The 13,751-nt window shown below is 69.1% G+C and carries 13 protein-coding genes; 11 read left to right on the forward strand and 2 right to left on the reverse strand.

Annotated elements, in window-relative coordinates; translation table 11 throughout:
• Positions 1-60: 60 nt before the first annotated feature.
• The 7 genes from JOD67_RS17590 (at position 61) to JOD67_RS17620 (ending at position 7,793) form a co-directional block, all read left to right on the forward strand.
• The gene (locus JOD67_RS17590) at positions 61-354 is read left to right on the forward strand and encodes a DUF503 domain-containing protein (protein WP_205118685.1); all 294 of its coding nucleotides are present in this window, start codon (positions 61-63) and stop codon (positions 352-354) included.
• A 29-nt stretch (positions 355-383) separates the two neighbouring features.
• Positions 384-836 (forward strand): 30S ribosome-binding factor RbfA, encoded by a 453-nt coding sequence (rbfA, locus tag JOD67_RS17595; protein WP_205118686.1) that lies wholly within the window; start codon positions 384-386, stop codon positions 834-836.
• Positions 837-901: 65 nt separating this feature from the next.
• The gene (truB, locus tag JOD67_RS17600) at positions 902-1,786 is read left to right on the forward strand and encodes a tRNA pseudouridine(55) synthase TruB (protein ID WP_205118687.1); all 885 of its coding nucleotides are present in this window, start codon (positions 902-904) and stop codon (positions 1,784-1,786) included.
• A 27-nt stretch (positions 1,787-1,813) separates the two neighbouring features.
• Entirely contained in the window at positions 1,814-2,920 is a 1,107-nt protein-coding gene (locus JOD67_RS17605) for a hypothetical protein (protein ID WP_205118688.1), read from the forward strand.
• 54 nt (positions 2,921-2,974) lie between these two features.
• Positions 2,975-3,913, forward strand: a complete 939-nt coding sequence (locus tag JOD67_RS17610; RefSeq protein WP_205118689.1) for a bifunctional riboflavin kinase/FAD synthetase — start codon at positions 2,975-2,977, stop codon at positions 3,911-3,913.
• Positions 3,914-5,355: 1,442 nt separating this feature from the next.
• Positions 5,356-6,972: an alkaline phosphatase D family protein gene (locus JOD67_RS17615; RefSeq protein ID WP_307782434.1), complete on the forward strand. Its 1,617-nt coding sequence runs from the start codon at positions 5,356-5,358 to the stop codon at positions 6,970-6,972.
• On the forward strand, positions 6,972-7,793 hold the full coding sequence (locus tag JOD67_RS17620) for a discoidin domain-containing protein (RefSeq protein WP_205118691.1): 822 nt from the start codon (positions 6,972-6,974) through the stop codon (positions 7,791-7,793). The genes JOD67_RS17615 and JOD67_RS17620 overlap by 1 nt, the downstream gene beginning before the upstream one ends.
• On the opposite strand, the gene JOD67_RS17625 is transcribed toward JOD67_RS17620, so the two are convergent.
• Positions 7,790-8,347, reverse strand: a complete 558-nt coding sequence (locus JOD67_RS17625; protein ID WP_205118692.1) for a hypothetical protein — start codon at positions 8,345-8,347, stop codon at positions 7,790-7,792. The two genes, JOD67_RS17620 and JOD67_RS17625, sit on opposite strands and share 4 nt — an antisense overlap.
• A gap of 177 nt (positions 8,348-8,524) precedes the next feature.
• Here JOD67_RS17625 and JOD67_RS17630 point away from each other — a divergent pair, with 177 nt between their 5' ends.
• A complete protein-coding gene (locus JOD67_RS17630; RefSeq protein ID WP_205118693.1) occupies positions 8,525-9,253 on the forward strand; it encodes a TetR/AcrR family transcriptional regulator in 729 nt (242 codons plus the stop codon).
• 12 nt (positions 9,254-9,265) lie between these two features.
• Here the strand turns inward: JOD67_RS17630 and JOD67_RS17635 are convergent, their stop codons facing one another.
• Entirely contained in the window at positions 9,266-9,418 is a 153-nt protein-coding gene (locus JOD67_RS17635) for a hypothetical protein (RefSeq protein WP_205118694.1), read from the reverse strand.
• A gap of 172 nt (positions 9,419-9,590) precedes the next feature.
• On the opposite strand from JOD67_RS17635, the gene rpsO reads away from it, so the two are divergent.
• From rpsO to JOD67_RS17650, 3 genes are all read left to right on the forward strand, one after another.
• Positions 9,591-9,860 (forward strand): 30S ribosomal protein S15, encoded by a 270-nt coding sequence (gene rpsO, locus JOD67_RS17640; RefSeq protein ID WP_205118695.1) that lies wholly within the window; start codon positions 9,591-9,593, stop codon positions 9,858-9,860.
• A gap of 328 nt (positions 9,861-10,188) precedes the next feature.
• Positions 10,189-12,399, forward strand: coding sequence for a polyribonucleotide nucleotidyltransferase (locus tag JOD67_RS17645; protein ID WP_205118696.1), 2,211 nt, complete (start codon positions 10,189-10,191; stop codon positions 12,397-12,399).
• On the forward strand, positions 12,396-13,751 hold the full coding sequence (locus tag JOD67_RS17650) for a M16 family metallopeptidase (RefSeq protein ID WP_307782435.1): 1,356 nt from the start codon (positions 12,396-12,398) through the stop codon (positions 13,749-13,751). Before JOD67_RS17645 ends, JOD67_RS17650 begins: the two co-directional genes overlap by 4 nt.

Raw genomic sequence — 13,751 nt, forward strand, 5'->3', positions numbered from 1 at the left:
GCTGGCCGCGCCTCTCCGGTGATCCGGGGAGGCGCGGTTTTCGCGCGATGGTGACCAAACATGTTCACTGGGACGTTGTGTGTGGATCTGCGCCTCGGCGACGTTCACACGCTCAAGCAGAAGCGATCGGTCGTCCGGCCGATCGTGGCGGAGGTCCAGCGGCGGTTCGGCGTGTCCGTTGCCGAGACCGGGCATCTCGACCTCTACCGTCGGGCGGAGATCGGGGTCGCGGTCGTGAGCGGCAACAGCGCGCAGTGCCGGGACGTTCTCGACGCGGTCGAACGGCTGATCGCCGAACGACCGGAGATCGAGGTCCTGCAGACCCGGCGGCAGCTGTTCTCCGCCGAAGACTGAGGCTTGTTCGTACCTGAAAGGGATGCAGCATGAACCAGCGGGCGACCCAGCTCGCCGACCGGATCAAGGTCATCGTGGCCGAGATGCTCGAGCGTCGGGTGAAGGATCCGCGCCTGGGCTTCGTGACCGTGACCGAGGCCCGGCTGACCGGCGACCTGCGTGAGGCGACCGTGTTCTACACGGTGTACGGCTCCCCCGAGGAGCAGACCGGGTCGGCCGCGGCGTTGGAGAGCGCGAAGGGTCTGGTGCGTTCGGAGGTCGGCAAGCAGCTGGGGTTGCGGCACACGCCGAGCCTGGCGTTCGTTCCCGACGCGGTGCCGGAGACCGCGCAGCACATCGAGGACCTGCTCCGCGCCGCGCGGGCGTCCGACGAGGCGGTCGCCGCGCAGGCGGCGACGGCGGCGTACGCGGGAGAGGCCGACCCGTACAAGGCGCCCCGCGAGGACTCCGAGGACGAAGATGAGGAATCCGACTCGCGGTAGCCGCTTTCTCGCGACACTGGCCAGACAACTGAACGCACGGGGGCCGAGTTGACGTGGGAGTAGACGTGACCACCGTCGATGGCATCGTCGTCGTGGACAAGCCGGGTGGATGGACCTCGCACGATGTCGTGTCGCGGATCCGCCGCCTGGCTCGGACGCGACGGGTCGGGCACGCCGGCACGCTGGACCCGATGGCGACGGGCGTGCTCGTGCTGGGCGTCGAACGTGCGACGCGGCTGCTCGGGCACCTCGCGCTGCGCGAGAAGGCGTACGAGGCGACCGTACGGCTCGGCGCTTCGACGGTGACCGACGACGCCGAGGGTGCTGTGCTCGGCGGTGCCTCGCCGTCGGGGCTCTCGCGTGCCGATGTGGAGGCGGGGATCGCCCGGCTGACGGGCCCAATCTCCCAGGTGCCGTCGTCGGTGTCGGCGGTGAAGGTCGCGGGGGAGCGCGCGTACCGTCGAGTCCGGTCCGGCGAGGAGGTCACGCTCGAGCCGCGGCCGGTCGAGGTGGCTCTGTTCGAGCTGGTGTCGATGGCTCCCTCGGGTGAGTTCCTCGACGTGGACGTACGGGTCGAGTGCTCGAGCGGTACTTACATCCGTGCGTTGGCTCGCGACCTGGGTGCGTCGTTGGGCGTCGGCGGGCATCTGACGTCGCTGCGCCGCACGCGGGTGGGGACGTACACGCTGTCCGACGCCTCGACGATGGAGCAGCTGGACTCGTCGTTCCACGTCATCCCGATCGCCACCGTCGCGGCACAGACCTTCCCCCGCTACGACGTGGACGAGGCGATGGCGCGGCTGGTCGGGTACGGCCAGAAGCTCCCCGACCTGGACCTCGGCGCCGAAGGCCCAGTGGCGATGTTCGCGCCCGACGGCCGCTTCCTCGCCCTGTACGAGCTCGCCGGCGACCCACCCATCGCCCGCCCCATCGCCGTCTTCGCGACCTAGAGAACCGCGATCCTGCAGGATGGGCGGGTGAACGGGGAGCCGGACGAGCGCCAGGCGGTGGTCGAGGAGACCGAACGCTGGTTTCTCGATCGTGGCTTGCCGCACTTCATCCACCACTACCGCGCCCGCGAGGACATCCTGACCCGCGCGGCGCCGGTGCTCGGGTTCGTCTGGCTGGTCAGCCTCGTGTTCGCGTTCGGCGACCGGTTCGAGGGCTGGGCCCAGGCCGCCGTGATCGGCGCGACCTCCGTTGGGCTGGCCGCGATCTGGGTGCTGATCAACGTGGTACGCAAGCGCAAGCCGTTCGCCTATCCGAGCCGCGTCACCGTGCTCGAGCTCGTGATCGGCCTCGCCATCCCGCCGGCCGTCTCGCTCGTCGGCGGCCACACGATCCGGACGGCCCTGATCCTGCTCGGCTCCGAGCTGGTCCTTCTCGTTCTGGTGTACGCGGGCGCCAGCTACGGCATCGTGCCGATCATCGCCTGGGTCGGTGGCCAGGTGACCAGACAGCTCGGCGACGTCACGCGCGTCCTCACCCGGGCGCTGCCGATGCTGCTGTTGTTCACCACGTTCCTGTTCGTCAACACCGAGGTCTGGCAGGTCGCGCACTTCCTGCGGAAGGGCACGCTGATCGGCGTACTCGCGCTGTTCGCCGTCGTCACCGTGGTGTTCGTGGTCGTCTGGCTCAGCGAGGAGCTCGACCACATCGGCAAGGAGCTCGACCACGACGCGATGGTCGACCTGTGCAAGAACACGCCGGTCCGCGGTCATCTCACCGAGGGCGCGGCGGTCATCGAGCCGCTCACCAGGCGGCAGCGCGTGAACATGGTGCTGGTTCTGGTCGTCAGCCAGCTGATCCAGTCGGTCCTCGTCGCGGCGGCGGTCTTCGGGTTCTTCGTGGTGTTCGGGCTGCTCGCGATCGGCCTGCCGGTACGGGAGGCCTGGCTCGGCGAGGACGACCCGACCGCGCTGTTCAAGGTCGCCGGACTGCTGGCGACGTTCTCCGCGCTGTACTTCGCCGTGTACGCGGTCACCGACAGCACGTACCGCGACCAGTTCTACTCGCCTATCCGCCGCCAGCTCGACAAGGCGCTCGCCGTACGCGCCGCGTACCTCTCGATGGGCCCGCGGTAGCCGTCGCATGGCACCCTTGAGCCGAAGCAGAAGACGGACAGGAGGAACGCGACGATGCAGCGCTGGCATGACGTGACCGAGGTCCCGGGCGATCTCGGACCGTCGGTGGTCACGATCGGTGTGTTCGACGGCGTACACCGCGGCCACCAGCGCGTGATCGGCGAGGTGCTCGCGCGGGCTCGGGCTTGGGCGGGTGGCGCGAAGAGCGTGGTGGTGACGCTCGACCCGAACCCGATCTCGGTCGTCCGCCCGGACGCCACGCCGCGCAAGGTCGCGAGCCTGGAACGGAGGCTCGAGCTGTTCGAGGAGCTCGGCGTCGACGGCGTGCTCGTGCTGCCGTTCACCAAGGAGCGCTCGCAGCAGCCGGCGGAGGAGTTCGTCCGCGAGCTGGTCGGGCTGTTGCGTCCGGTCGCGATCGTGGTCGGCGACGACTTCCGCTTCGGCTTCAAGGCGGCGGGCGACGTCGCGCTGCTGACCCGGCTCGGCCCGGAGCTCGGCTTCGAGGTCGAGGGAATCACCCGCGGCGCGGGCGATCCCACGTGGTCGTCGACCGCCGTACGCGAACGGCTCGCCGCCGGCGACGTGGCCGGCGCGCAGGAGGTGCTCGGCCACCAGTTCCGCATCGACGGCACCGTGGTGCGCGGCGAGCAGCGCGGCCGCGAGCTGGGCTTCCCGACCGCGAACGTCCCCGCCGACGCGGCCCTCGCCCTCCCCGTCGACGGCGTGTACGCCGGCTGGCTCACCCGCCGCGACGGCGACCCGACCCCCCTCCCGGCGGCGATCTCGGTGGGAACGAAGCCACAGTTCGGCGAGCACGAACTGGTGATCGAGGCGTACGTGCTGGACCGCACCGACCTGGAACTGTACGACGTGCCGGTGTCGATCGAGTTCACCGAACGCATCCGCGGCCAAGAGGTCTTCGGCTCGATCGAGGAGCTGATCGAGACGATGAACCGCGACGTCGACAAGGCTCGCGACCTGCTCACCAGCTGACAGCTTGCCCCGCCGCAGTTGTATGAAGGGCACCTTCATTCGAACCTATTGAATGAAGGTGCCCTTCATTCAAAAAACGGGGGAACGGAACGACCCGGCTTCATCCGAGCCACAAGAAGCAGAGGGCCAACAAGCAACGCGAGCACGGCAAGAGACCCGAGCAAGAAGGAACCTCCTCCGGGCACCCGTTCCCGGGGGAGGGGGCGGCGCGTGAAAAACAGGTGGCCGGTCCGGGGCGAGTCAAAGGCCGCAACGCGGTCGCGAAGCGACGTCGTTCGCCGTCCGCGAAGCGCCCTCGAACGGCGCCCTTGACGCGCCCCGGACCGGCCACCAAAATCGACCGCCGCAACAGCCCACGGCGAGCACCAAACGGCCGGACAGCTCGCGAAAGAGCAATCGAGCTCGAAGCGCCGAGAACAGCAGCAATCCGCATTCCGCTGACAGAGCAGAAGATCCGCCCACCACTGAGCCATCGACGAAGGCCAACTGATGGGCGAGACGCAGCTGGTGGGAAAGGGGATGGCCAACTGATGGGCGAGACGCAGCTGGTGGGAAAGGGGATGGCCAACTGATGGGCGAGACGCAGCTGGTGGGAAAGGGGATGGCCAACCGATGGTCGGGTGGTGTCGCCGGCCGGCGGTGAGGGTCGAGGGGATGGCTGACCGATGGTCGGGATGGGTGACCGACAGCCGATGAGGTGGCCAACCGTCGAGCGGGTGGAGTCGCCGGCCGGCGGTGACGGCCGGTGGTGACGGCCGGTGGTGACGGTCGAGAGGACGGTCGAGAGGACGGTCGAGCAGCGGTGAGGCTCGAGGAAATGGCCGGCCAAGGAGGCGCGGCGACCTCGAAGCGCCGTGCCCCGTTCTCCCCGCTCCCCGTTGGATGAAGGGCACCTTCATCCAAAGCCCGGCGCGGCCCTCGGGAACCAGGATCTGTGCCTGGCTGGTTGGGTCGGGGGCACCCTGGTCCCATAGGTCCGGACGAGGGTGCCCCCGACCCAGTCAAGCCCGGCCACCCCGGCCACACACCGGCCGCTTCGACAACAGCCACCGAGCCGTTCTTGGATGAAGGGCACCTTCATCCAAGAAGCCAGGCCCATCCGCCAGCCGCCCTCAACGCCCCGTGATCATGAACGTGATCATGAAGCCGTACCAGTCGTATACGCCGGGTTGGCCTTCATGATCACGTTCATGATCACGGACAGGTGGCCGAAGCTCGGACCAGGGCGCCCCCGACCCAGCGCAAACCCCGCCACGTTTCGCATGAAGGGCACCTTCATTCAATAGGTTTGAATGAAGGTGCCCTTCATTCAAACCCGCGCACGTCGCCGGATCCGGTCAGGGCTGTTTCCCACCTCGTACCCCGTGGCTCACGTAACGTCCACCGCGGATCGCCAAGCTGACCGCGATGTCTGGGCCGAGAGGCGCCATGAGGGGAGTGCGGTGAATCGCCTACTGAAGGATCTGCGAACCAGCGAGCTCGACCGGCGGAAGTTCCTGGCGCTGACCAGTGCCGGGGCGGTGGCGGCGGTGTTCGGGTTCGGCCCGTACACGAGCCGCGAGGCCGCCGACCTGACGTTCGCCAGCGACCCGTTCACGCTCGGCGTCGCCTCCGGTGACCCGCTCCCCGACGGCGTCGTGCTGTGGACGCGCCTCGCCCCCGACCCGCTGGCCGAGGGCGGTGCGGGTGGCATGCCGTACGAGAAGGTCGCGGTGCGCTGGGAGATCTCCGAGTACGAGAACTTCCGCAAGCTCACCAAGACCGGCACCGCGTTCGCCCACCCCGAGCTCGCGCACTCAGTCCACGTCGAGGCGACCGGCCTGCGCCCCGACCGGTGGTACTTCTACCGGTTCCGCGTCGGCCGCGAGGTCAGCCCGGTCGGCCGCACCAAGACCGCGCCAGCCCCAGGCGCCAACAACAGCAGGCTGAACTTCGCGTTCGCCTCCTGCCAGGCGTACCCGGACGGCTTCTGGACCGCCTACGAGCACATGGCCAGCGAGGACCTCGACCTCGTCGTCCACCTCGGCGACTACATCTACGAGTACGGCATCCCCACGCACGGCGGCCGCCGCAACCAGCCCGGCAGTGTGCCGATCTACTTCGCCGGCGAGACGATCACGCTCGACCGCTACCGCCTCCAGCACGCGCTCTACAAGTCCGACCCGAACCTGCAGGCCGTCCACCGCAACTTCCCCTGGATCGTCACCTGGGACGACCACGAGGTCGAGAACAACTACGCCGCCGGCATCCCCGAGGCGAGCAGCCAGACCCCGAACCCCGCCGACTTCCTGGTCCGCCGCGCGAACGCCTACCGCGCCTACTACGAGCACATGCCGCTGCGCCGTACGTCGATGCCGCAGGGCCCGGACATGCAGCTCTACCGGCGGCTCCGCTACGGCAACCTGGCCGAGTTCAACGTGCTCGACACCCGCCAGTTCCGCTCCGACCAGGCCGCCGGCGACGGGACCGACCCGCCGAACCCGGAGAGCCTCGACCCCGCGCGCACCATCACCGGGGCAGAGCAGGAGCGCTGGCTGCTGGACGGCCTCGCCGCCTCCCAAGCGACCTGGAACGTGCTCGCGAACCAGGTGATCATGGCCCAGCGCGACGTCGCGGACGGCTACGCGAAGGCGTACTCGATGGACCAGTGGGACGGGTACGTCGGCTCCCGCGACCGTGTCCTCGGCTTCATCACCCAGCAGCAGATCCGCAACCCCGTCGTGATCACCGGCGACGTGCACTCGAACTGGGCCGCGAACCTCAAGGCGAACTTCGACGACCCCGCCTCGCGCACGATCGGCGTCGAGCTGATCGGCACGTCGATCTCCTCCGGGGGCGACGGCTCGGACACCTCCGCCGGCGGCGAGCTCGCGTTGCGGCAGAACCCGCACTACAAGTTCTTCAACGGTCAGCGTGGCTACGTGAAGTGCGCGGTGACCCCGGAGCTGTGGAAGGCCGACTACCGAGTCGTGCCGTTCGTGTACGAGCAGGGCGCGCCGATCTCCACGCGGCGCAGCTTCGTGACCGAGGCGGGCAACCCGGGACTGGAGGACGCGTGATGAAGCGGTTGTTCCTGGTGCTGCTGGTCCTCGCCGCCGCGCTGGTGCCCGCCGGTGTGGTCGCCGCCGCGCCCACGTCCGACCTCGTGCTCTCGGCCAATCCGACCCGGCTGGCGCTGCGCCAGTGCACGTCGGCGTTCGTCAAGCTGGGCGTCACGAACCAGTCGACCACGGCCAGGTACGTGGACATCGGCATCACCCCAGCGGCGGGGCTCCGCACGAGCCCGCGCGTCTCCTCGTACGTACCGGCGTCGTCCACGGTCTACCTGGACGTCGAGGTGTACGTGGGGGAGACGACGGCCGACGGGACGCACCGGGTGCGGTTCGAGGCCCTCGGGACGACCTCGCGGCTGATCGTGCCGGTGGACGTCAGCGCACCCGCGACGGCACGCTGCATCCCGCGGTCCGCGCAGACGGTGACGACGACCAGCGAGCAGCTGGAGAACGCGGCCGTCCTGGCACTGGACGGGCGTTCGGCCTCGATCTGGCACACGCACTTCAGCCCCGCCCCGCGCTCGCACCTGCCGCAGTCGATCACGGTCGGCCTGGGTGGCGCGTACGACGTGTCGGAGCTGTCGTACCTGCCCCGCCAGGACGGCGGGCTGAACGGGACGATCACCACCTGGACGGTGTTCGCGAGCACGGACGGGACGACGTTCGCCCAGGTGGCGACGGGGACGTGGGCGGGCGACGCGACGCGCAAGGCGGCGACGTTCAGCGCTCCCGGCGCCCGGTACGTCCGCCTGCTGGCGACCGTCGGCGTGGCCGACTATGCGTCAGCGTCGGAGATCGTCTTCTACGGCCGCCCGGCGGCTGGCTAGGCGGGAACAGGCACGGGTGCGGCCTGCTTGAACCGCAGCCAGCGGACGACCAGGACAGCCGCGAGGATCGGCCCGATGCCCCACGCCACCGGGGCGACGAGGCCCATCAGGTCGGTGGAGTTGAGCGCGAGCCCGACCGCGGCGCCGGGGCTGAGCACGCCGATGACCGCGAACGTGCCCGCGATCGTTCGCTCCAGCCCGCCCGTACGGAAGACGGGGATCAGCAGCAGGCAGGCGAGGCTGAAGAAGATCCCGAACCCGAGACTCTCGAACGCGAACATGAGCGACGGCCAGCCATAGGGCAGGAACCAGTCGAGCCCCTCCGTCCGGCCGAGGTCGGGGCTCTGGCGTACGAGGGTCAGCGCCACGAACCGGTTGACGGACACCAGCGCGACCAGGATCGCCAGGAAGATCAGCGAGGCGAGCGTGTAGATCCGCTGGCTCGGCGCGGCCGCGAGGTGGATCGCGCACCACAGCGGCACCATCGCGAGTACCGACGCGAGCAGCAGAAGGTGGAAGACCGTCGAATAGGGCTCGGGCGGCGGGAACGGCACGCCCTTCACCATCATCGTGGTGAGAACGCCGAGGTAGACGACTCCCGCCCCGGCGACGACGATCCCCGCGGTCTGCCCGAGACTATGATGGCGACTGCTGTTGGCTTTAATGGTGACGAACGTACGCCATTAATCGAGGAGAGGTCAAGGGAGATGCCCAAGCCGCGCAGGGCCCCGATGCCACGGGGCGTCGAACTGGCCTGGCGCTCCGCGCGCGGAACCAAGCCCGGCCCGCGCCCCGCCCTCACCCTCGAGCGGATCGTCGGTGCGGCGATCGAGGTCGCGGACGAGGCCGGCCTCGCGGCCGTCTCACTCGCCCGCGTCGCCGCCGCCCTCGGGTGCGCCACCACGTCGCTGTACCGGCACGTCCGGGCCAAGGACGACCTGGTCGTCCTCATGTGCGACGCGGCAGCCGCTCCGCCCGCCGACCTGCCGGCGCCCGACCCGCTGCACTGGCAGCGGTCGCTGCGCGACCTCGCGTCGCGGATCTTCCAGCTCTACCGGGCCCATCCCTGGGCGCTGGACGTCCCGCCGAGCGGCCCGCCGACGACCCCGAACCAGCTCCTGTGGGGCGAACACCTGCTGCGGGCGCTGTCGCGGACGACGTTGACGTACGCCGACCAGCTCCGCACGATCACGCTGATCACCGGGTACGCCCGCGAGCAGGCCCGGCTGGCCACCGACCCCGTCATCGCGAGGGACGAGGCCCCCGCGGCCGAGGACGGCGGGTATTTCCAGCTGCTCAGCGCGGTGATGACCCCGGACCGCTACCCGATGTTCTGCCGCGTACTCGCCGACGACGAGCTCACCACCGGCATCGGCTACACCGACGAGGACTTCGAGTTCGGCCTGGCCCGGATCCTCACCGGCCTGACCGAACTGAACGAACGCCAGCCCCCGCCGTGATCATGTACGTGATCATGAAGCCGGAGCACCTCCATACGCCACCGCGCCGTCATGATCACGTACATGATCACCGGGCTCGCGGGGCTCGTCGAGCGCCAGGACGGCCACCAGCGGTTGCGCGAGGAACTGGGTACTCTCGTCCGAGGTCATCTTCCGGATCTCCATGCCCGTTCCTTACCCCATCTCGGGCGGTACGCGCGCCCGGCCAGGGGCGGATTGGTTACGCAGCGGTATCGGCTGGTACCCTTGCTGCTGCCGTACCGCCGGCCGCGGAACAAGAGTGCCCAGGTGAACCCGCCCTGGCGCGCCGCGCAACGGAAATTCCGAAAGGAGCACTGTGTCGCTCGACGCTGCTACCAAGAAGCAGATCATCACCGAGTACGCAACCGACGAGGGCGACACTGGGTCGCCCGAAGTCCAGGTGGCGCTGCTCTCGCATCGGATCAGGCATCTGACCGAGCACCTCAAGTTCCACAAGCACGACCACCACAGCCGACGCGGCCTGCTGATCCTGAACGGTCAGCGCCGCAGGCTGCTGAACTACCTGATGAAGAACGACATCGCGCGCTACCGGACGCTGATCGAACGTCTCGGCCTCCGCCGATAGCGCCCTTCGGGAGCGGTGCCCACCAGGGCCCCGCTCCTGTTCCATATCGTGAGGCCAGTCCATTTCGACTGGCCTTCGCCCCGCCCGGGTAGACCACTGCTCAGGCGGTCTCACAACTGAATACGCCGAGTAAGACACCAGTACCAATCGGAGCGACCCGCGACCGCAGCGCGAAGCAAGCGGTGCAGCAGCTCGCCGGTCCTCGGTAGTGGCCCCCGGACAGCACCACCAGCACCAACGAGATCCGTGGGCCTCGATCGAAGACCGGCACTCCCCGCCGCGCGGAAGGGCAGTCGCGGCCGCTCCCGAAACAAGAGGAGGGAGCCCTGTGGAGGGTCCCGGTATTCACACAGCAACAGCAACGATCGACAACGGTTCGTTCGGCACCAGGACGGTGCGGTTCGAGACGGGTCGGGTCGCCAGGCAGGCGGCCGGTGCCGTGGTCGCCTATCTCGACGACGACACCATGGTGTTGTCCGCGACGACGGCCAGCAAGCACCCGAAGGAGCACTTCGACTTCTTCCCGCTGACGGTCGACGTCGAGGAGCGCGGGTACGCCGCCGGCAAGATCCCCGGCTCGGTGTTCCGGCGCGAAGGCCGCCCGAGTGAGGACGCGATCCTCACCTGCCGGCTGATCGACCGCCCGTTGAGGCCCAGCTTCGTCAAGGGTCTCCGCAACGAGATCCAGGTCGTCATCACCGTGATGGCGCTCAACCCCGACGCGCTGTACGACGTGCTCGCGATCAACGCCGCCTCGGCGTCGACGCAGATCGCCGGCCTGCCGTTCTCCGGCCCGATCGGCGGCGTCCGCGTCGCGCTGATCGACGGCCAGTGGGTCGCGTTCCCGCGCCGCAGCGAGATCGAGCGCGCGGTCTTCGACATGGTCGTCGCCGGCCGCGTGGTCGAGGACGGTGACGTCGCGATCATGATGGTCGAGGCCGAGTCCACCGACTCGACCTGGCAGCTCGTCCAGGACGGCACCCAGGCGCCGACCGAGGAGATCGTGGCCGAGGGCCTCGAGGCCTCCAAGGCGTTCATCAAGGTCCTGTGCGAGGCGCAGGCCGCGATGGCGGCCGAGGCGGCCAAGCCGACCGGTGAGTTCCCGGTCTACAAGGACTACGAGGACGACGCTCTCGCGGCCGTCGACGGGGCCGTACGCAACGACCTCGCCGAGGCGCTGACGATCGCCGGCAAGGCCGAGCGCGAGTCGAGGCTCGACGAGCTCAAGGCCTCCATGGTCGAGCGGCTCGCCGGCGACTTCGAGGGTCGCGAGAAGGAGCTCAGCGCGGCCTACCGTTCGCTCACCAAGACGCTCGTCCGCGAGCGGGTGCTGCGCGACAAGGTCCGCATGGACGGTCGCGGCCTGGCCGACATCCGGCCGCTGACGGCCGAGATCAACGTCGTGCCGCGGGTCCACGGCTCCGCGCTGTTCGAGCGTGGCGAGACGCAGATCCTGGGCATCACGACGCTGAACATGCTGTCGCTCGAGCGTCGCATCGGCCTCACGCTGGCCGAGGACACGACCAAGCGCTACATGCACAATTACAACTTCCCGCCCTACTCGACCGGTGAGACCGGCCGGGTCGGTTCGCCGAAGCGGCGCGAGATCGGGCACGGCGCACTCGCCGAGCGCGCGCTCGCCCCGGTGCTGCCGACGCGCGAGGAGTTCCCGTACGCCATCCGCCAGGTCTCCGAGGCGCTTGGCTCCAACGGCTCCACCTCGATGGGCTCGGTCTGCGCGTCCACGCTGGGCCTGCTCTCCGCCGGTGTGCCGCTGCGCGCGCCGGTCGCGGGCATCGCGATGGGCCTCATCTCCGGTGAGGTCGACGGCAAGGAGGAGTTCGTCGCGCTGACCGACATCCTCGGCGCCGAGGACGCGTTCGGCGACATGGACTTCAAGGTCGCCGGTACGAAGGACTTCGTGACCGCGCTGCAGCTCGACACCAAGCTCGACGGCATTCCCGCGTCGGTGCTGGCCGCCGCTCTGCAGCAGGCGCGCGACGCGCGCCTGACGATCCTCGGCGTCATGGAGAAGGCGATCTCCGAGCCCGGCGAGATGTCGGAGTTCGCGCCGCGGATCATCACGATGCACATCCCGGTCGACAAGATCGGCGAGGTGATCGGGCCGAAGGGCAAGGTCATCAACCAGATCCAGGACGACACCGGCGCTCAGATCACCATCGAGGACGATGGCACGATCTACGTCGGCGCGGCCGACGGTCCGTCGGCGGAGGCGGCTCGGGCGATCATCGCCGGGATCGCGACCCCGACGATGCCGGAGGTCGGCGAGCGTTATCTGGGGACGGTCGTCAAGACGACCAACTTCGGTGCGTTCATCTCGCTCGTTCCCGGCAAGGACGGCCTGCTGCACATCTCCAAGCTGCGGGTGCTCGCCGGTGGCAAGCGGGTGGAGAACGTCGAGGACGTCCTCAAGGTCGGCGACAAGCTGCAGGTCGAGATCGGTGAGATCGACGACCGCGGCAAGCTCTCGCTGGTTCCGGTGGTCGAAGAGGGCAGTGCCGACGGCGAGGAGAAGTGACCACGACCTCGCCGGCCCGGCCTGCGACCCGCAAGGTCTCGACCCGCACGCTGATGACGGAGAACGACGGCGGCCTGGTCCGCCAGACCGTTCTCCCCAGCGGCCTGCGGGTCGTGACCGAGGCGATGCCGCAGGTTCGTTCGGTCTCGTTCGGCATCTGGGCGGCCGTCGGCTCTCGTGACGAGACGCCCGCCCTCGCCGGAACGAGTCACTACCTCGAGCACCTGCTGTTCAAGGGCACCAAGCGTCGTAGTGCCCTGGACATTTCGGCCGCGCTCGACGGTGTCGGCGGGGAGATGAACGCGTTCACCACGAAGGAGTACACGTGCTACTACGCACGCGTGCTCGACAACGACCTGCCGCTGGCGGTCGACGTGGTGGCGGACATGGTGTCGTCGTCGTTGATCGCCTCGGCTGACGTCGAGAGCGAGCGTGGCGTGATCCTCGAGGAGATCGCCATGCACGACGACGACCCGGGCGACGCGGTCCACGACCTGTTCGCCCAACAGATGTGGGGAGATTCGCCGCTCGGCCGGCCGATCCTCGGCACTGTCGACTCGATTCGCTCGCTGTCGCGGACGCAGATCGCCGGCTACTACAAGCGGCGGTACCGTCCGCACGCGCTGGTCGTCGCGGCGGCCGGAAACGTCGAGCACCAGCAGGTCGTTCGCCTCGTCAAGAAGGCGCTGGCGAAGACCGGCCTGCTCGACGTCAGCGACGCCGCGCCGGTGCCGGCGCGGATCGGCGGTCCGGGGCCGGTGCCCGCGCAGGGCGCGGTGACGGTGATGGAACGCTCGACAGAACAGGCGAATCTCGTTCTCGGCGTGCCGGGGATCTCGCGTACGGACGACCGTCGATTCGTGATGGGCGTGCTGAACGCGGCCCTCGGCGGCGGCATGTCGTCGCGGCTGTTCCAGGAGGTCCGGGAGAAGCGCGGGCTGGCGTACTCGGTGTACTCGTTCGCGTCGAACTACTCCGACGCCGGCATCGTCGGCGTCTACGCGGGCTGCCTGCCGAACAAGGTCGACGACGTGTTGTCGATCTGTCGCGACGAGCTGTCGAAGGTGGCCGACGCCGGCATCACCGACGACGAGCTCGAGCGTGGCAAGGGGCAGCTGCGTGGCTCGTTGGTGCTGGGGCTGGAGGACACCGGCTCGCGGATGGGGCGGCTGGCGAAGGCGGAGCTCGTCTATGGCGAGCTGCTGTCGGTCGACCAGGTGCTGCAGCGGATCGACGGCGTGACGTTGGACGACGTACGTTCGGTGGCGCGCGAGATCCTGGACGCGACGCCGACGTTGGCGGTCGTCGGGCCGTTCGCGGATCCGGACCGGTTCGCCGGCGCTCTCCGGTAG

It is taken from the genome of Tenggerimyces flavus (assembly GCF_016907715.1).
GTDB classification, from domain to species: Bacteria; Actinomycetota; Actinomycetes; order Propionibacteriales; family Actinopolymorphaceae; genus Tenggerimyces; species Tenggerimyces flavus.